The sequence below is a fragment of the Brevibacillus sp. SYP-B805 genome (genome assembly GCF_011059135.1).
GTDB lineage: Bacteria > Bacillota > Bacilli > Brevibacillales > Brevibacillaceae > Brevibacillus_F.
On record NZ_JAALGD010000002.1, the window covers coordinates 108,090 to 124,465 of the forward strand.

The following is a 16,376-nucleotide window of genomic DNA, read 5'->3' on the forward strand; positions in this document are numbered from 1 at the left end:
GCCGTCTCCTTTCTTCCCGTTACTTCACAATGATCTTGGTCGCCATCAGATGGTGACCGGCCCCGCAGTATTCATTGCACAAGATCAGGTATTCTCCCGGTTGATCGAACACCTGGGAGGCGGAGTTGACAAATCCTGGCTCCACCATGAAGTTGATGTTGGTTCCGGGAATTTCAAAGCCGTGCACCACGTCCTTACTGGTGACATGAAAGTTCACTTTCGACCCGACCGGTACTTCGATCACCGCCGGGGCATAGCTGAACGCATAGGCGGTCATGAACGCGTCGTATTCTTTCTCCCCGATCTGTTTCAGACCCGGCTTGTCAAAGGGAGGCGTCTGATCCACCTTCTGCGGGTCGATCATCTGCATATCGCTTGGCGGGTGCATGCCCATCGCAAATGCGTTCACGGCAAGCAGCACGATAAACAGCGCCAATACGGCCCCTCCAATCGCCAGCCAGATCTTTTCATAGCGATGTACCTGCATAATGGACCTCCTCTTACGCGCGATTCAGAAACAGGCTAAATACGGCAAACCAGCAAACCACGATAAATGCTCCAAGCATCAAAACCGAGGCGAACGTACCTTTCAGCGGCTCCTCCTCCGTGTGTGGACTGATCTTCCCTGTCTTTTTTTCCGTATCCGGCTGCATCGCCACTCCTCCTTCACGCCGTTTTCCGGTGCGTTTGTCACCGGTTTCATGGAAGGGCGCTGCCGTTTCCCAGGGTTTCTCGTTTTTCGTTTCTGCAAAGATGTCCGCAGCCCTTCCCTGATGACGGCTTCAGTATATCTCCTCCTTTAGTAAGGAGGTGTGAGGAAAGTCACATCATGAAAAAAAATCATCGCTCCCCCTCGGGTCACGATGATTTTTCTTGTTTCTCCCGCTGCTGCAGAATCCAGCGGTGCATGCACAGTTCGGCCATTCCCAGGAGCAGGCCCAGCGCCAGCGCGCCCATTCCCGTCACCCTGCTGCCGGAAAACAGGAACTGACTGGCCCACAGGACGGCGGTCATGAACAGGAAGCCCTGGAATGTGGCCGGCAGATTCCCCGCACGCGGTAAAATGGTCTCATCGGCGATCAGTCCGGTCAGGATGAACAGCCCGCTGATCGCAATCGGCTGCCACACGGTTGCGAACCGGATCAGACCGGGGAACAAGGCGGCAAACCCCCATATGAGTGCCGGAAAGACAAGCAGCTTGTAGCCAAGATTGACACCGGCCCGTTGCAGCAGCGTCATGCCGGTCGCCCTCCTTTTGTCAAACCCCGTCGACTCAAGACTCTTTTTGGCAGCGCGACAAATGTGACAAATGTATGGAATCGGCTCCTGTTATCCGGTAAGATAACCTTGCAATCCACCGGTTATGCAGTCGGCAGGATTTTCCCATCGAAAAGGAGTGAAAGCTGTGCTGGAAACGGAACGCTTGCTGTTTCGCCGCTACACGGACGATGACCTTGATTTTCTTACCTCCATGCTGACAGACCCCTTAATGGTACGCTATATCGGCCACGGCCAGATCCGCACCCGGGAGGAAATACGCGCCTTTCTGGACCGCATTCTCGGCCATTATGCGGCCGGCAAGGGCACGGGCCTGATGCTTGCGGTACAGAAACAAGACGGCCAGCCTGTCGGCCACGTCGGCCTGGTTCCCCAACAGGTTGAGGGCAGAGACGAAATGGAAGTGGGGTACTGGATCGCTCGCGCCCATTGGGGAAAAGGGCTGGCTTCGGAGGCCGCGTCCGCTTTCCTGGCGTACGGCCGGGAAACACTCGGGCTCCCCCGCCTCGTCTCTCTGATCCACCCTGCCAACGCCGCTTCGATCGGAGTTGCCAAGAAGATCGGGATGTCTTTTGAGCGGATGGTGACTTTTCGCGGGCGCGACGTCTGTCTGTATGCGGCAGGAGAGACGGCGTCCTGAGGGTTCGTCCGATTTTCCTCTCTTTTGATGAAACGAACCCGCACTTTCAAACGTATTGAAAGAGGGAGCATATTTCCGGTATACTTCGGATGTTTGACTCGACATGGAAAGGCGGTTTTGCAATGAATATCGTGAAGGAAGTCTGGAGTTGGGCGAAATCGTTACTCTTTGCCGTCGTCCTGGCACTGCTGATCAGCATCTTTGTGTTCCAGCCGTTCAGGGTGGAAGGACATTCCATGGATCCGACCCTGCATGACCAGGAACTGATCTATGTATCCAAATTGTCGCATACCTTCTCCTACCTTCCGGACTATGGGGATATCGTGGTCATTGACAGCCGCGTGGACCGCAAACGCACCCTGAAGGATGACATCATGGAAAATCCGCTGTTTCTTCTGCTTAAAGGGGAATCGGAAGATCACACGTATTATGTAAAACGGGTGATCGGCAGACCGGGCGATGTCCTGGAGTTCAAGGATCACAAAGTATACCGCAACGGTGTTGCCCTGGATGAACCTTACATCAAGGAGCCGATGGAGTACACTTCCGACAAGAAATGGGTCGTTCCCGAAGACCATGTGTTTGTCATGGGAGACAATCGCAACAACAGCAAGGACAGCAGGGACATCGGGTTTATCCCGCTCGATCATGTGATGGGATCAGAAATGCTGGGCATCAATTAATGCCAAACTGCCGGTAACCTTTTGAAAAAGGTTATCGGTTTTTTGCTTGATGGGAGCATTTTTTTGAAAGCAAAAAAGCAGGGTTTCCCCTGCTTTATCTTGTATCGAAATGGTGCTGGCGAAGGGACTCGAACCCCCGACCTGCTGATTACGAATCAGCTGCACTACCACTGTGCTACGCCAGCATGATCGCTCTGCGGTACCGTCCGCTCTGTCAACCGACCTGTCGGAGCGGACAATTGAGATAATAGCACAGAACCAACACCATTTCAATACCTTTTTTTAAAAAAGTCGTCTTTCTACGGATTGGCGGATTATTGGTCATCTTGTCCTGCTTCCGTTACGCGGCCGCCATTCCCCCTACGCAAAGCATGCCCAATGGCTGCCCGCCGCGAATCCTTGTTCCGGCTCGGTTGATCCATCCATCAACGCCGTGGATCGGTGGCGCGGGACACCTCGCGAATCACCGCCTCCGCTTTTTCAAATCGATCCCGCAGATGGGCCGGGATGTCCTGCGAGGTAAACCGCTGGCCGGCCTCTATCCCCGCTTGCGCCAGGACGGTCTGATATGTCATCTGCGCTTCGATATAGCGATCGAATGCTTCCGGCGACAGCACCTCCTTGGCCGAGCGCTCTCCGTTTAACCGGTCAAAATACGGCTGCAGCTCGCGGAGCAGCTGTTTCATCTCCGCCCGTTTTTCCGCAGGAAGCGCGTCGAAATCGATGTACCCTTTGCCGTTCCCGTACTCGTAGGCTGCCCGCACGTACTGTTTGAGCAATGCTTCGTACCTGGCGTATTCCTTTTCCCCCAATTGGGCCTGTGCGCCGGACAGTTTGCCCGCCAGCGCGGCGTACTGCTCCATCGTGACCGCCGTCATCTTCTTTTTCAATTGTTCAAAGGAGCCGTAGATCCGGTCGGCCAGCATCGGATTGCCGGCAAACGCGGCCGCCGGCAGCAGCAGCGCCGCACTGATGGCGGCCGCCATCACCCCGCGCCGGAACCGTGCGGGTCGAAAAGCTCCCTTCCCCATCGCTTGTTCCATCTGCTGACGGAGTCGCGCATGCATGTCAGGGGGACACTGCTGGCTGGAAGCGTACTGTTTCAGTTCATCACGTAGTTGTCGTTCCAAGATCATCTGTGGATGCCACCTTTCCCTGCGGCCGTTCCTCCAACTGCCGCCGTAATTTTTTCAATGCATGGTGATGCCTCGATTTGACCGTTCCGAGAGGGATCTGCAGCAGCTCTGCCATCTCTTCCAGGGTGTAGTCGTGGTAATAACGAAGAATGATGACCACCCGCAGTTTGTACGGCAGTCTGCGGACGAGCGTCAACACCTCCTGCCGCGTCTCCGCAGCCAGAACGGAGTCATCGGTCCAACCATCCGTCCCTTTCGCCCAATTGGCCCGCTTCAGCAGGCGCAGCCTTCTCCACGCCTTTCGCCGCCAATCCTGCGCTTTACGCACGATCAAGCCATGCAGCCAATAACGGAACGGACGGCCGGGGTCGTAGCGGGGGAGCGACAGCCACATGCCGACATACACCTCGTTCATCACGTCTTCGATATCCCCCCTGTTGACCAAGAGCAGAGACAAGGTGCGATACACATCCTGAAACGTCATCTCGTAGATGCGGTCAAACGCGGCAAGGTCGCCGGCTGCCAACCGCTTCAGCAACTGCTGTACTTCCCATTCATTCATCAGAGGGCCCTCCTGTACTTGTTACACCCATATATTCGCTCGTCGGAACAACAAGGTTCACCTTCGCGCCGACACCCAGAAATTTCTTCACAACCCGCAGCCCCCAGCGGGAAACAATAAAGGCGACAATCCGTTCAATCTGACGCGCGGAAGGAGAGGATGGCTATGCCAACCTATCGATGTGCTTACTGCGAGCACCAAACGGAAAGCGCCCACATGATCACCGTTTTCCAAGGACAGCAGGAACGCAATGAACTCCTGTGCGATACCTGCTATGCGGATTGGCTGGAATCACTGAAAAGCGAATGATAGCCCACGGCAAGCCCTCTTGATCGGCACCCCGGCGAGAGGGCTTGCCCGTTTCTAGTATCTTGCAGGATTCTTCGGGAAAGAGTTTCCCGTTATTGGTTCATTTAGTATAATAACGGTATGACCGAACCGTAACAGAATGGAGCGTCAAGGGCAAACCGGTGCGAAAGGCCGGGGCGCAAAGCCATGGGTCTACGGGATATCTCTATCCTATGACTGCCAGGTTGCCGCATTTTGGATCATTTCCACCGTTCCAAGATGCCTTGGATCGGTTTTTCTTTTGTATGAAGGAAATTGAGTGAATGGCGGGGGTGTCAACGATGAGCATGCATAAGCAGCACACGCCGGAGCAGAAGAAACTGGTAAGAGAGATGCTGACGGAGATCTCCAGGATCCCGGATAATGACGAACAATCCTCGGTGAGAGCATTGATCGCCCTGTTAAACAGGCTGCTGCGCACCAAGAACCTGGTGCCACCCACCGTGGAACTGATGTGCCATATCAAACAGACGAAACCGGAGTTGTACCACGCCACGCGCATGAGCATTACCTCAACCAGCAATCTCAATCTGCTGTTTCAATTGGATGCGGATCCCGAATTGGCCAACGCCAGGCTGCAGGAATATCTGGAAGACTAAGCCTTCTTCCAAAGAAACCGGTATTCTCTCATCACGGAGGATACCGGTTTCTTTATGGATTGACAACAGCTGGCGGCCCATTTTATTCTGTATTTATCGATCATTCTAATTTTCCAGAATAAGTGGGTGAACTTCCATGAACGCAAACGAGCCTTTCAAGGGCGATGCCATCCCTATCACGCTTGAGCAGCAAAAATTGCTGGCCAGCGCCATCCGCATCCAGATTCTGCATCTGCTGGCCCAGGAGCCGCGCACCGCCAAACAGGTGGCCGACCTGCTCGGTCAAAGCCCCGGCAATGTACATTACCATATCCAGCGGCTGCATGACGGGGGACTCATTGAACTTACGGAGACCCGGGAAGTCGGCGGGATCGTGGAAAAATACTACAAAGCCCATCACACCCGTTTCCACCTGATCGGCTTTCCTGACAGCCAGAAGGGAAAAGAGAGGTTGATGTCTCATTTGCTCCTGACCGCAAAGGAGCGTGAGGAACTGCGAAAGGAATTGGAAGCGCTCCTGCTGCGATGGGAAAGCCGCATCCCGACGCAGTCGGAAGAGCCTCTCGAGGAAGTCGAAGTCCTGATCCAGCTTCAGCGAAACAACAAGGAGGGAGGGAGATGACCAACCGCTTTCGGCAGGGCCGGTTATGGCATCGATCGTTTGCACTGCTGTTTGCTTCACGCGCCGTAAAGGATCTGGCGGATGGGTTCGCTTCGATCGCGTTTGTCTGGCTGCTGGTTGAATCCGGCGGCAATGCGCTCGGCACGTCCATCCTGTTTTTTTGCAGTGTCGTTCCCCAGATGCTGCTCAGTTCTTTTGTCAGCCCCCTGCTGACCAAAGGGAGACTGCAGCAGTGGATGTTTGCTTCCGATGGCTTCCGGGCGCTGGCCATCCTGCTGGTGCCGGTTTGCCATCTTCTTGGCGCGCTGCCTCTCTGGCTGTTTTTTGTCTCGGCCGTGCTGCAATCGGCGATCGGCTCGCTGTATCCCCCGGCATCCGTCGCCCTGCTGCCGCGGGTGGTGGCACAGGAGCAGCTGCAGCAAGCCAATGCGCTCTTGCAATCTTCCAGCCAGGTGATCACGATTATCGGGCTGGCTGGGGCTGGTGTGGTCATTCAACTCTTCTCCGCCCCCGTTACCTTGATGGTGACAGCTGCGTTGTTCCTGTTGTCCGCCCTGCTGATTCTTCTGGTTCGCACCGGGCATGTCAACCGTCGGGATGCCGCTCCTGCAGAAAAGGAATCGTACCTCGCGCAGGTCAAACAAGGCTTTTCCATTGTTCGCAGGCACCCGCTTCTCTTCGGGCTGAATCTGTTTGCCGTCTGCCTCAATGTGGGCGGCGCTCCCTTCCTGGCCCTTGCGCCCATCTATGTCACGGAGCATTTGAACGGCGACGCCTCCACCTTAACCATGCTGAGGGCGGGCGTTGCCATCGGGGCGTTGGGGATGGGACTTTTGCTGACCCGCGTGAAAATCCGCCGCCATGGCGCACTTTTTACCTATGCCGGCATTGCAGGCGGCCTCTCCACCATGGCGATGGGACTGACCGAGCAGCTGCCGCTTGTGCTCTTCGCCTGCCTTGTCTCGGGCATGGCCGTCTCAGCCATCAACGTCCCGGAGATGGTGATTGTCCAGACGGTTGTCCCTCCGCGCCAGCAGGCCCAGGTTTTTTCCGTTCTGATGACGTTCAGCTTCGCTCTGCTGCCGCCCGCCATCCTGCTGTCCGGACAGTTGGCAAGCTGGCTGGGAGCCGCCGAGGTGATCCTGCTGGGCGGCACGGTGACGGTGATATCCGGCATCGGGGTGCTCCTCTTTACCCCGCTGGTCAGGATGCGTACCGGTGCGCAGGAGCAGGGCGCATATCAGGGTTGACAGCATCTTCAGCAGGACTTTTGCTTGTTACATATAACGGGCTAACAATCCAATCATTACGCCAATCACAACAGAAGGCAGAAACATTTTTATGATCTGAATGGTAATGGCTGTGGAAAGACAGCCGATAAGGACCGGAAATGAAACAGCCAGCTGTCCATCCGTGGGTATGAAGATTTGTTTGATGATAAGAGCCGATATAATTCCAACAGGAACATATTGAAAATATAAACGCAAGATAGGACTCATCTTTCGTCCTGCCATGATTTCGACGCCGATGATGCGTGATACATAGGTAGACACGGCTAGTAATCCGATGAGAATCCAATTATTCAGCATCTTGGGACCTCCTCTTTACATAAAGACCCACAAGCGGCGACAAAACACCAGTAATAATGATGGTAAATTCATTGCCCGGCATTACACATTCGAGCCCAATCGCTAATCCTGCAGCAGTGAGCGCCGTTGCAATGACCGGTTTTTCTTGAAGACCAGGGATAAGAAGAGCGACAAAAGTAACCGGAAACGCTAAGTCCAATCCCCATTGTTGAGGATCAACTTGGTTTCCAATCAAAGCGCCAATGAACGAAGAGAAAGCCCAAGCCATATAGAACGTACCAACAACGATCCCAAAGTAAAGCGGGTCCGGTCCATATTGTTTAAACCTTGAACTCCCTAACACAAAAGGTTCATCTGACACACCAAAAGATAACAACCACCTCCACTTCTTGGCAGGAGCAAGACCTTCTGCAAGGGCAGCTCCGTATAACAAATTGCGCAAATTTAACAAAACGGAGGTAAACAGAATGCTTGTCAGATTTGCGCCCGCCGTCAACATTGCGACGGTTACCATTTGTACGGACCCGGAAAACACCAGCAAGGACATCGCCACGGCACCCATCAAACTAATATTGGCTTGAGTAGCGAGCACGCCATAAGATAACCCATACGCCGCAATGGCGACTGCTAGTGGCAAAGCTTCCGTAAAACCGGTTTTTATCGCGCTTTTTTTATCATTCATTTTCATCACACCTCCTTAGCTAAAATCCGTGTGGTGTAAAAGAAGCGCTGAAATGGTATAATAAACTTAACTTTTAGTTTATTATAATACACCATACCGAACAATGAAACCAGGTATTTCAGCCGAAGGAGGAAAACGTGAACATGAACACCGAAAACCCATGGGAAGACGGGTATGTAGGGAAGCGTATCGGCGCCAATCTGCGGCAGTTCCGGGTGAATAAAGGAATCAGCCTGGAGGCATTGGCGAAACAAACCGGAGTTAGCAAATTAACATTGATCAAGATCGAACGCGGGGAAGCCAATCCTACATTGTCGGTAATCTGGAAAATCGCAAATGGTCTAAATATCCCGGTAACCGCTCTATTGTCCATTGAATCGGATGTCTCCATCGCGAGGAAGAAGGATGGGCTGAAACTGATCAGTTCAAACGACGTATTTGTCGCTGAGCCTCTGTTTCATTCTCACGGCTTGTTTGAGCTTTATCGGGGATACCTGCAGCCTCGGGGGGAATATTTCTCGGAAGCACACCGACCGGGTGTGATGGAATTTGTTACCGTGATGTCCGGCCGATTAACGGTGGAAGTGGACGGCGATACATATCACCTGGATGAGTACGATTCCATTCGTTTTAAAGGGAATCGTCCCCATAAGTATGCCAACCCCTCCTCCTCCTTGACGATTTTGCACTTTGTCATTTCTTATCATAATCCTTAAAAAATTGCTGGATCTGAAATGTATTTGAGAAAGGCCATCTGTCTTCGGACAACAAACATCTCCCGCAAGATCGTCACTTTTTTTAAAGTGCTTCTTACGGGAGATTATTCGATGGCAATTTTGTCTGGACATCGATCCGCGTGATTTCAGATGCCCAAGGAATCAATCGGGGTTTCGCGCCTGCCGATTCTAAGTCATCTTAGCGGACTGCTGGGTCTCACGTCCACCGCCTAATTTAAATACCAAAACGCCACCGACAATCACCAGCACACCTATCAACTGCTTGATGGTAAAAGGGACCTTAACCAGACCGAACCATCCCAGTGAGTCCCACAATAAAGCAAACCCGAGCTGGGATGACAGCACGATTGAGATGGCGTACGTGGGACCAAGCAGCCTGATCCCCTGCACCAGGCAAATGACCACGCCTGTTCCGATCATCCCGCTGAACCAGTACCAGGGCTGCATATGTGGCAAGGTAAATAAATGTTTCCCTTCAAAGATCAGACCGATCGTCAGGGAAGCCAGAAATCCCATCCCTAACACTAATGTGGTGGTTGCCCAAGTTCCCGCGCGCTCATTCACCTTACTGTTGAAAATATTTTGCAAACTGACCAGCGATCCTGCGATAAGCGCCAATAATAGTCCTGGAATCATACCCTTTACTCTCCCGTTTGCTGATTGTATGCCGATGCGTAATGGAATGGCCTTGCCTGCGCGCTGCATGAATGAATAAGTCTATTCGTAGATATTGTGACTTGCCAGCGCAGCTAATCCTTCCCTGTCCTTCACAAGAATGAACCCTTTGTTGCGCTCAATCAGCCCCTCTTTGCAGAACTGTTGGATAACCCGATTTAGATGTCGATAGCTGGTTCCAATTAAGTTCGCTGCATCCACGAGACTGACAGGACTACGTTGCCCTTTCATGAGAGAATCGGATTCATCAAAGGAGACAGACAATAGATAACTTGCCAATCGCACTTCCACCGGATACATCAAATTGAAGCTCAATGAATTGGATTTCATGCAAAACTTTTTTGTAATAATTTCCAGTAGAAATTGCAACAGTGGGGCATAATCTCTTCCGTATTTTTTCAACCAACGATGATGAACCCCAATCATACAGACAGACGATACCGCCTCAACCGTATTTAGATTATGAATACCCTGTATATATTCAATATCCCCGATCACCTCAAGAGGTGTCTTAAAAGAGAGAATAAGTGTTTTGCCTTCCGCCGAGGTAGTATAGATTTTTATCTTCCCTTTTACAAGCACGTACAGATATTGTGCAGGTTCTCCTTGGGAACAGATGAGCTCCCCTTGATCAAAGCTGTATAGCGACAAATGGGGTATTAATTGTTCATGAAATATGGATTCTATTTGGTGAGCCTGCAAATATTGAATCAGCTGCTCACGATCTTTCATTTCTTTCATGCCCCGGTTTCACCTCCATCCTTTCACTTGTAGGATCAATATTTTAGTATCACCACACCAGCTATCATCATCCCGATGCCGATGAATTGCGGCAGCCTCATCTTCTGCTTCACCACGCCGAACCATCCGTTACTCTCAATGAAAAAGGTCAGACTCAGCTGGGCAATCAGTAAAGCAGATATCGTAAGGGTAACACCGATCTGCCGAATAGCCGTGACATTGCTAAAAATAATGACCGCCGCCAAGGCGCCGCCAGTCAGATATAACGGTTTCACTTGCTTAAACCCTTGCCATTTCCCGTCTCGGACGAACAGCAGGATAAGCAAGGCCGTTATGAATCCGGTTAACTGGGTGATCGTCGCCGTTTGCCAAGTGCCAATATCTTGACTAATCCGGGAATTGGCCACTCCTTGCAGGGTAATAAAGGCCCCGCCTAAGAACGCAAATAAACTCCCTTTCATCCTTCTCTCTCCTCCATTTCGATATTCCATAATTAAATGATACATCCTGGTATCTGGGGAAGGACATATGTCCTCGGACAACACAAATATCCCGTAAGATCGCACTTTTTTCAAAGTGCTTCTTACGGGTGACCGTTCACGTTAGCCTTTTTCAGGCATATAAGTTATCTATTCTGCGCCTGCTTCGACCAGTAAAACTCATCGAATAATTTCATCAATGCCCGTTTCTCGATGCGCGACACGAACGACCGGGAGATGCCGAGTTCCCGCGCGATCTCGCGCTGGGTTTTCTCTTTATCCTGACAGTCCGAAGCAACCGATGATAACCTCTTTTTCCCGCTCATCGAGGATATGCGGCATCCACCACTTCGTCCGTTTCCGTTCCCAGGACACCGATCAACGTGGTTTCATTTACCTTTATTGGTTATCTGTTTATGATATTGATATTAACACGTGGGTTAGGTAACTTCTTCCATGCACGCCGGCACATCGTTCTTCGCGTTGCTGCCGATGGCCGTGACCGGGAATGCACGCATCTCTCAAAAAACAAGAAATGGGGGATAAGTATGACAATAATGCATTTTCTTATTTCATTATTAATTAGTTTGTTATTTATAGGGGTTGGCATTGTAGGCGGATGGATTTTACTTTTTGGGCTGACTTGGGAGTATGGGCATTTTGGAGAACTATTATGGGTAATAATGATGTGTGCCTACCATTATCTTTATTTATTGACGTTGTGGTATTATTTAAAAAACAAAATCAGGACAACAATGAAGGTTTTCTTTGCATGGTCTTATTGTATAAGTGCAATGATAGCATGGTGGGCATATGAACTCCTTAATTAACGATGGGTTGGTGTTATTTATTTTACAAAGATCCTGTCGCTTTTCAGCCTCTGCCTGCAGCTTGTTCTCGTGGATCCGGATGAGATGGGTTTCCCCACGTTGTTTCTACATAACAAAGGGCTCCCCGCGGTCACAAATACCACGCCAGAAAAAACTTCTTTCACATATAGATGGATTTCATGTGACATAATAGCTCGGTTCAGCTCAGCCACATCGTAAACAGATACATTCCACCCAACGTGACGGCGGCGCTCTCGGTATCAGGGATTTTATGTTTTTAATTATGAGTTTAAGCAAAGGAGACAATCATCTTTCCTCCAATGCTTATGGTATAATTTGGTTGTTCTAAAAATTCCCAAGATAGTGGGGGATGTTCATTTTAAAAAGGTATTCCAATAAATATGCTCGATGGATTAAAGCGATAGCAGTAGTAATCATTGTCTTTGGGCTTATTGGTGGTTTAGTTATATTGCTGATGGATCCTTATGATCATTTTGGTCTGCTAATTGCCACGGTGTGCAGCACCATCGTCGGCGGCATTCTCTTACATGGCTTTGCTGAAATCATCGAGATCTTGCACCGCATCAATCAAAAACTGGAAACTGTTAGTGGTATTAACAGGATGAACAAGTCTGAGTAATCTATTTTTTGCCCCAACCGTCTGTGATATTGTCCCGGCACCAGTCGCAGTTAAACGTCTTTCGTGGTGAAGTTCCGCTGCAGTTTCGGGTGATTCTGGAACACCTTTCATGGCTTGTCCGGCAAGCCGGGCTTTCACCCGGTCTGTTTCTGGAACATTTCTTTGATGATCGCCCATTCGGCCATGTGCAGGCTCTACGATTACCCGACGAGCTCTCATACTGGAACCACCTCCTGCCATATGTTTATGTGGCAGCGATTGGGGACGGCTTTCCGCAGGGACTACCTCCCCTGCGCCTGCTTCGACCGGTAAAACTCATTAAATAATTTCATCAGTGCCCGCTTCTCGATGCGCGACACGTACGACCGGGAGATGCCGAGCTCCCGCGCGATCTCCCGCTGGGTTTTCTCTTTGTCCTGATCCAGTCCGAAGCGGCCGATGATGACCTCTTTTTCCCGCTCATCGAGGATATGAATATGCTGGTAAATTTTGTTGCTCTCCAGCTTCAACTGCACGGCATCCACCACTTCGTCCGTTTCCGTTCCCAGGACATCGATCAGTGTGATCTCATTCCCTTCCTTATCCGTGCCAATGGGATCGTGCAGCGACACATCTTTTTTCGTTTTCTTCAGGCTGCGCAGGTGCATGAGAATCTCCATTTTCCTGTCTAAGGGGCGCATGTGAAAAAGAGCCGCACGACGCGGCTCTTTTTCATTCATCAAAAGCATGCGAAATGCTCAACGCGGCGGATTTCCAGCGCGTAAAATCTCCATCTGTTTCCAGTCCAGCGATAACCGCTGGCCCCTCCTGGCACAACAAAAACAGGATAGAACCAGAACTGGTTGCCGTTTCGCAGCCACACAAAGGTGTTGCGGAACAGGCAGGGGCGAAACGACGAAAAGCGTTGTTGTTGAAAACCGCGGAAGGGAATGGTGGACGGGGGTGGACCAGGCGGCGGGCCGGGGAAGTTGCCGCCACCAGGAGGACCGGGCGGGAAGTTATAGGCCAACTCTTCATCACCTCCAACATGTCTGTTAACAGGAGATGCAGAAGCAGATGAAATGGCATGAGCGCTTGTCACGGGACACCAAACTATTTTCCGCGCATCCTCCTAGAACGTGTCCATTTCCAGACGCTGCGGATATACACGGATCTCCCGGATCACGTGCCTGATGAGCTCGCGCTTGTCGGAAACGGAAAGCTCATCCGGGGATGCAAGCAGGTAATGGTGAATCGCCTGCCGCAGCAGGGATCGCTCCATCCCTTCACCATGCTGCATCCGCTGCCGCTCGGTCAAGGCGGCAATCTGTTTTTGCAGCTGCTCCTCTTTCTGGGTCCATTCGGCCAGCACCCGCTGGACGTCCGTCAGCCCGATCGCGGTATCATGGGCGTACAGGTGGAGCAACCGGCGTTTCGCGACGGCCGCTTTTTCCTGTTCCTTCCGCAGCAAAGCCAGCTCGTCCTCCCGGATGTCCCGGCTTTTGTCCAGGTCGATGGCCTTGGCGACAGCCAGGGGATCAGCCAGCCACGTCCGCACCGCCTCCCATACGTGCTGTTCCGTTTCTTCGCATCTGATCCGCAGGCCGCAGCCGGTTTGCCCGGTTGGCGTTTGTTTTTTGTCGGTGTACTCCCTTGTCTGCCGACCCCAATTGTGGGCCTGTCTGCCGATCATCGTGCAGCCGCAAAAGCCGCAGCGCAGCAGTCCGCTCAACAGATAGCGCTGTTCGCCCCTGCCGGCCCAGCGCCGCCGCGACGCTTCCAGTCTCGCCTGGGCCAGCCGGAACGTCTCCTCGTCGATGATCGCCGGACAGGGGATGCGAATCCACTCCTCTGCGGGGCGTTCGCGCATGGGGCGCCGCGGTTGGGACGGATCGTGCCTGCTTGCGAGCAGCCCCTCCGTATTCCAGCGGTTTTGGTAAAATTCACCGATATAGGTGCGATTGGACAGTATCTGGCGGACGACCTGGCGATGCCAGACGCTGGCTCCCTTTTTGGTCGGAATGCCCTGCGCGGTGAGAAACCTGGCGATGCCATTGATTCCGTTCACCTTGTCATCCGGCTGCGTAAAGCGCGCAAAGATTTCCCGCACCACAGCCGCTTCCGCCGGGTTGATCACCAGCTGCTCGGATGCTTTATCATAATCGTAGCCGTAGATGTGAAAGTCGCGCAGCACACGCCCCTGGCGCGCTTTTTCCCTGCGGCCCCGGCTCATTCGCTCGTTGATTTTCGCCTTTTCAAATTCGGCGATGGCCCCGCGCATGCTGTAAAAGAGCTGGCCTTCGGGGGTTTTCGCGTAATCGCCGTTGACAAACACAAGCTCTGCGCCCCGCTTGTCAAATTCCTCGGTAATCAGCAGCTGATGCATCAGCTTGCGCGACAATCTGTCCGGATCGAGACAAACGATCCGGGTGATCACCCCGTTTTTCACATCCTGTCTCAATCGGGTAAGCGCCGGCCGATCCAGGAACTCGCCCGAGATCCCTTCGTCAATGTATTCGACACACGCCTCCGTTGCGGCTTTTTGCCTACACGCCCTGATCTGGTCGTGGAGGCTGAATCCGCTTCTCGCCTGTTCCTCCGTGCTCACCCTCGCGTAGATTCCGACCATTCCCCTTCTCCCTCCTGTACTTCGCAAGCAAGTAACGGTAACAGTCAGAACGGATACTGTCGGCAGAGCTGCCGGCGATGATTTGCACCTGCACCGCACATCCCCTCCCCTGCAGAGAAGATATGCACCAACCGCTTGTTTCCTTGACAGAAAGAGTACCCCGCCGACTTGAGCGAACGTTCCACCCACTCAGCGATAGTTATCGCTACGCCGTTGGTGTCCCTTGCTGGTGTCGGCGGGGGCCCAAAACCTTTCCTACTTCGCTTTAGCGCTTTAAAGATCTTAAACTTTCCTATAAACAGAAAGCCACCTGACGTATCAGGTGGCTTCGTATGCAAACAAAGTCCGGCGTTTCGTCCTTAATAGGGGCGTCCGCCCATCACGAAACGGTACTCCCACGATGTATCGGTAAACTTGGTGATTTTGACGCCGCCGGATTCCTTGCTGTAGGTATGCAGAATCCTGCCGTCCCCCAGATAGATGCCCACATGGGTAATGCGCTGCTTGGACTTGTCGATCCCTTGGTAATCGGATTTCTTGGAGCCTTTGTAGCTCATCATGAAAATCAGGTCGCCTTTTTGCAGATCCTTCACCTGATAGACAGGCGCACCGTATTTCTCCACAAACTCCTTTTGCGAACGGGAGTTTGTCGGGATCTTGATGCCGATATCCTTATAGGCATTGTAGGTAAAATCGGAGCAGTCCATATAACGCTTGTCCGAGCGGGAATCGCCAAACTTGTACGGCGTCCCCAGGTATTTCAGTCCCGCTGCAATCACCTTGTCCCCGATGGTTGCGGAAGGAGCGGGGGACTGCTTGTCCGGTGTCGGGCTGTTGCCCACGCTGGCTGCCGGCTCCTTCAGCAGGCGGCGCGCTCCGATAAAATCGCCGCTCCGCTTGGAGAACGGAACCTTGATCACTTCATCGGCGCTCTGGGAAGCGTAGACGAAGGTGTCATCGCCCACGTAGATTCCCACATATTGGGGAGTATGGGAACCGTTGCTGGAGAAAAAGACCAGATCTCCCGGCAGCAGGTTGCTGCTGTCCACTTTGTCGCCCACCTGATACAAAGAAGAAAGGCTGTTCTGCAAATCGAAACCTGCCTGTCCGTAAATGTAGGCGACGAATCCGGCAGAACCAAAAGCGTCCGGCCCCTCCGCGCCGTATTGATAATCTTCGCCAACCAGATCATACGCCAGCTTCACGACTTGTTCGGATTTCGCGGAAAGTTGCGAATTTGCCGCCGCCGCAGCTGCTTGTCCACCATCAGTGAACATCAACAGGGATGTACTGAGCAGGACGGCCACCGAAGATTTTTGCAACCAATCTCGTTTCGTCATTCCTTCTCCTCCTGGCTGTGATGTTTTCCCTCGTTACAAGCGACTGGGTACATTCCCATGATAATGGAAGTTATGTAAACTTATAAGGCTGTAAAACTTTCCAATCGGTTTTTTGAATCGATAGTCCCAATGCAGCCGATGCCGCCGCAATCGGCTGCAGATCGTTACCGTTTCCCGGTCTATGGTC

22 protein-coding genes, 1 tRNA gene, 2 pseudogenes and 1 riboswitch are annotated in these 16,376 nt (G+C 52.3%); of the genes and pseudogenes, 8 read left to right on the plus strand and 17 right to left on the minus strand.

The annotated features are described in order from the left end of the window. Positions 1 to 19: 19 nt before the first annotated feature. From G3578_RS03260 to G3578_RS03270, 3 genes are all read right to left on the minus strand, one after another. Entirely contained in the window at positions 20 to 487 is a 468-nt protein-coding gene (locus tag G3578_RS03260) for a cytochrome c oxidase subunit II (protein ID WP_165208620.1), read from the minus strand. A 13-nt stretch (positions 488 to 500) separates the two neighbouring features. Further along, positions 501 to 653, minus strand: coding sequence for a cytochrome c oxidase subunit 2A (locus G3578_RS03265; protein ID WP_165208622.1), 153 nt, complete (start codon positions 651 to 653; stop codon positions 501 to 503). Positions 654 to 858: 205 nt separating this feature from the next. After that, on the minus strand, positions 859 to 1,239 hold the full coding sequence (locus G3578_RS03270; protein ID WP_165208624.1) for a DUF2512 family protein: 381 nt from the start codon (positions 1,237 to 1,239) through the stop codon (positions 859 to 861). A gap of 166 nt (positions 1,240 to 1,405) precedes the next feature. Here G3578_RS03270 and G3578_RS03275 point away from each other — a divergent pair, with 166 nt between their 5' ends. Further along, the gene (locus tag G3578_RS03275) at positions 1,406 to 1,918 is read left to right on the plus strand and encodes a GNAT family N-acetyltransferase (RefSeq protein ID WP_165208626.1); all 513 of its coding nucleotides are present in this window, start codon (positions 1,406 to 1,408) and stop codon (positions 1,916 to 1,918) included. A gap of 122 nt (positions 1,919 to 2,040) precedes the next feature. After that, complete coding sequence (lepB, locus tag G3578_RS03280; RefSeq protein WP_206529452.1) at positions 2,041 to 2,601, plus strand: signal peptidase I; 561 nt, start codon at positions 2,041 to 2,043, stop codon at positions 2,599 to 2,601. A 110-nt stretch (positions 2,602 to 2,711) separates the two neighbouring features. Here lepB and G3578_RS03285 read toward each other — a convergent pair. From G3578_RS03285 to G3578_RS03295, 3 genes are all read right to left on the minus strand, one after another. Further along, positions 2,712 to 2,786 (minus strand) — tRNA-Thr (locus G3578_RS03285). A 240-nt stretch (positions 2,787 to 3,026) separates the two neighbouring features. Continuing rightward, a complete protein-coding gene (locus tag G3578_RS03290) occupies positions 3,027 to 3,737 on the minus strand; it encodes a DUF3600 domain-containing protein (protein ID WP_165208628.1) in 711 nt (236 codons plus the stop codon). Further along, positions 3,712 to 4,299, minus strand: coding sequence for a sigma-70 family RNA polymerase sigma factor (locus G3578_RS03295; RefSeq protein ID WP_165208630.1), 588 nt, complete (start codon positions 4,297 to 4,299; stop codon positions 3,712 to 3,714). The genes G3578_RS03290 and G3578_RS03295 overlap by 26 nt, the downstream gene beginning before the upstream one ends. Positions 4,300 to 4,464: 165 nt before the next feature. On the opposite strand from G3578_RS03295, the gene G3578_RS03300 reads away from it, so the two are divergent. The 4 genes from G3578_RS03300 to G3578_RS03315 all read left to right on the plus strand — a co-directional run bounded on the left by G3578_RS03300 (position 4,465) and on the right by G3578_RS03315 (position 7,118). After that, the gene (locus G3578_RS03300) at positions 4,465 to 4,608 is read left to right on the plus strand and encodes a hypothetical protein (protein ID WP_165208632.1); all 144 of its coding nucleotides are present in this window, start codon (positions 4,465 to 4,467) and stop codon (positions 4,606 to 4,608) included. Positions 4,609 to 4,750: 142 nt separating this feature from the next. After that, positions 4,751 to 4,840: riboswitch (cyclic di-GMP riboswitch) on the plus strand. A gap of 88 nt (positions 4,841 to 4,928) precedes the next feature. Beyond that, on the plus strand, positions 4,929 to 5,246 hold the full coding sequence (locus G3578_RS03305) for a hypothetical protein (protein ID WP_165208634.1): 318 nt from the start codon (positions 4,929 to 4,931) through the stop codon (positions 5,244 to 5,246). Positions 5,247 to 5,382: 136 nt separating this feature from the next. After that, positions 5,383 to 5,868: an ArsR/SmtB family transcription factor gene (locus G3578_RS03310; protein WP_165208635.1), complete on the plus strand. Its 486-nt coding sequence runs from the start codon at positions 5,383 to 5,385 to the stop codon at positions 5,866 to 5,868. Then, a complete protein-coding gene (locus tag G3578_RS03315) occupies positions 5,865 to 7,118 on the plus strand; it encodes an MFS transporter (RefSeq protein WP_165208636.1) in 1,254 nt (417 codons plus the stop codon). Before G3578_RS03310 ends, G3578_RS03315 begins: the two co-directional genes overlap by 4 nt. Before the next feature lie 27 nt (positions 7,119 to 7,145). Here the strand turns inward: G3578_RS03315 and G3578_RS03320 are convergent, their stop codons facing one another. Together G3578_RS03320 and G3578_RS03325 are read right to left on the minus strand one after the other, a co-directional pair. Next, the gene (locus G3578_RS03320) at positions 7,146 to 7,457 is read right to left on the minus strand and encodes an AzlD domain-containing protein (RefSeq protein ID WP_165208637.1); all 312 of its coding nucleotides are present in this window, start codon (positions 7,455 to 7,457) and stop codon (positions 7,146 to 7,148) included. Next, entirely contained in the window at positions 7,447 to 8,139 is a 693-nt protein-coding gene (locus G3578_RS03325) for an AzlC family ABC transporter permease (RefSeq protein ID WP_165208638.1), read from the minus strand. The genes G3578_RS03320 and G3578_RS03325 overlap by 11 nt, the downstream gene beginning before the upstream one ends. A gap of 143 nt (positions 8,140 to 8,282) precedes the next feature. Here G3578_RS03325 and G3578_RS03330 point away from each other — a divergent pair, with 143 nt between their 5' ends. Next, complete coding sequence (locus G3578_RS03330) at positions 8,283 to 8,855, plus strand: helix-turn-helix domain-containing protein (RefSeq protein ID WP_206529453.1); 573 nt, start codon at positions 8,283 to 8,285, stop codon at positions 8,853 to 8,855. Positions 8,856 to 9,044: 189 nt separating this feature from the next. Here G3578_RS03330 and G3578_RS03335 read toward each other — a convergent pair whose 3' ends face one another. From G3578_RS03335 to G3578_RS03350, 4 genes and pseudogenes are all read right to left on the minus strand, one after another. Beyond that, complete coding sequence (locus tag G3578_RS03335) at positions 9,045 to 9,512, minus strand: DMT family transporter (protein WP_165208639.1); 468 nt, start codon at positions 9,510 to 9,512, stop codon at positions 9,045 to 9,047. 81 nt (positions 9,513 to 9,593) lie between these two features. Continuing rightward, positions 9,594 to 10,292 carry a Crp/Fnr family transcriptional regulator gene (locus G3578_RS03340; protein ID WP_165208640.1) on the minus strand — a complete coding sequence of 233 codons (699 nt, stop codon included), beginning with the start codon at positions 10,290 to 10,292 and terminating at the stop codon, positions 9,594 to 9,596. A gap of 35 nt (positions 10,293 to 10,327) precedes the next feature. Then, entirely contained in the window at positions 10,328 to 10,753 is a 426-nt protein-coding gene (locus G3578_RS03345; RefSeq protein ID WP_165208641.1) for a DMT family transporter, read from the minus strand. Between the two features lie 164 nt (positions 10,754 to 10,917). After that, positions 10,918 to 11,104, minus strand: a pseudogene (locus tag G3578_RS03350) (sigma factor-like helix-turn-helix DNA-binding protein); the annotation flags it as partial. Positions 11,105 to 11,154: 50 nt separating this feature from the next. On the opposite strand from G3578_RS03350, the gene G3578_RS03355 reads away from it, so the two are divergent. After that, complete coding sequence (locus tag G3578_RS03355) at positions 11,155 to 11,601, plus strand: hypothetical protein (protein WP_165208643.1); 447 nt, start codon at positions 11,155 to 11,157, stop codon at positions 11,599 to 11,601. Positions 11,602 to 12,145: 544 nt separating this feature from the next. On the opposite strand, the gene G3578_RS03360 is transcribed toward G3578_RS03355, so the two are convergent. The 5 genes and pseudogenes from G3578_RS03360 to G3578_RS03380 form a co-directional block, all read right to left on the minus strand. Further along, positions 12,146 to 12,460, minus strand: coding sequence for a hypothetical protein (locus G3578_RS03360; RefSeq protein WP_165208644.1), 315 nt, complete (start codon positions 12,458 to 12,460; stop codon positions 12,146 to 12,148). A gap of 62 nt (positions 12,461 to 12,522) precedes the next feature. Further along, a pseudogene (locus G3578_RS03365) lies at positions 12,523 to 12,897 on the minus strand (sigma-70 family RNA polymerase sigma factor); the annotation flags it as partial. A gap of 62 nt (positions 12,898 to 12,959) precedes the next feature. After that, positions 12,960 to 13,250, minus strand: coding sequence for a transporter (locus G3578_RS03370; protein WP_165208648.1), 291 nt, complete (start codon positions 13,248 to 13,250; stop codon positions 12,960 to 12,962). 102 nt (positions 13,251 to 13,352) lie between these two features. Further along, positions 13,353 to 14,849 (minus strand): recombinase family protein, encoded by a 1,497-nt coding sequence (locus G3578_RS03375; protein WP_165208649.1) that lies wholly within the window; start codon positions 14,847 to 14,849, stop codon positions 13,353 to 13,355. 359 nt (positions 14,850 to 15,208) lie between these two features. Further along, entirely contained in the window at positions 15,209 to 16,189 is a 981-nt protein-coding gene (locus G3578_RS03380; protein WP_165208650.1) for a C40 family peptidase, read from the minus strand. Positions 16,190 to 16,376: the final 187 nt, after the last annotated feature.

Coding starts and splice junctions, on each gene's coding strand:
- G3578_RS03260 (WP_165208620.1), bottom strand. CDS start 487: ATGCAGGTACATCGCTATGAAAAGATCTGGCTGGCGATTGGAGGGGCC.
- G3578_RS03265 (WP_165208622.1), bottom strand. CDS start 653: ATGCAGCCGGATACGGAAAAAAAGACAGGGAAGATCAGTCCACACACG.
- G3578_RS03270 (WP_165208624.1), bottom strand. CDS start 1,239: ATGACGCTGCTGCAACGGGCCGGTGTCAATCTTGGCTACAAGCTGCTT.
- lepB (WP_206529452.1), top strand. CDS start 2,041: ATGAATATCGTGAAGGAAGTCTGGAGTTGGGCGAAATCGTTACTCTTT.
- G3578_RS03290 (WP_165208628.1), bottom strand. CDS start 3,737: ATGATCTTGGAACGACAACTACGTGATGAACTGAAACAGTACGCTTCC.
- G3578_RS03295 (WP_165208630.1), bottom strand. CDS start 4,299: ATGAATGAATGGGAAGTACAGCAGTTGCTGAAGCGGTTGGCAGCCGGC.
- G3578_RS03300 (WP_165208632.1), top strand. CDS start 4,465: ATGCCAACCTATCGATGTGCTTACTGCGAGCACCAAACGGAAAGCGCC.
- G3578_RS03305 (WP_165208634.1), top strand. CDS start 4,929: ATGAGCATGCATAAGCAGCACACGCCGGAGCAGAAGAAACTGGTAAGA.
- G3578_RS03310 (WP_165208635.1), top strand. CDS start 5,383: ATGAACGCAAACGAGCCTTTCAAGGGCGATGCCATCCCTATCACGCTT.
- G3578_RS03315 (WP_165208636.1), top strand. CDS start 5,865: ATGACCAACCGCTTTCGGCAGGGCCGGTTATGGCATCGATCGTTTGCA.
- G3578_RS03320 (WP_165208637.1), bottom strand. CDS start 7,457: ATGCTGAATAATTGGATTCTCATCGGATTACTAGCCGTGTCTACCTAT.
- G3578_RS03325 (WP_165208638.1), bottom strand. CDS start 8,139: ATGAATGATAAAAAAAGCGCGATAAAAACCGGTTTTACGGAAGCTTTG.
- G3578_RS03330 (WP_206529453.1), top strand. CDS start 8,283: ATGAACACCGAAAACCCATGGGAAGACGGGTATGTAGGGAAGCGTATC.
- G3578_RS03335 (WP_165208639.1), bottom strand. CDS start 9,512: ATGATTCCAGGACTATTATTGGCGCTTATCGCAGGATCGCTGGTCAGT.
- G3578_RS03340 (WP_165208640.1), bottom strand. CDS start 10,292: ATGAAAGAAATGAAAGATCGTGAGCAGCTGATTCAATATTTGCAGGCT.
- G3578_RS03345 (WP_165208641.1), bottom strand. CDS start 10,753: ATGAAAGGGAGTTTATTTGCGTTCTTAGGCGGGGCCTTTATTACCCTG.
- G3578_RS03360 (WP_165208644.1), bottom strand. CDS start 12,460: ATGAGAGCTCGTCGGGTAATCGTAGAGCCTGCACATGGCCGAATGGGC.
- G3578_RS03375 (WP_165208649.1), bottom strand. CDS start 14,849: ATGGTCGGAATCTACGCGAGGGTGAGCACGGAGGAACAGGCGAGAAGC.
- G3578_RS03380 (WP_165208650.1), bottom strand. CDS start 16,189: ATGACGAAACGAGATTGGTTGCAAAAATCTTCGGTGGCCGTCCTGCTC.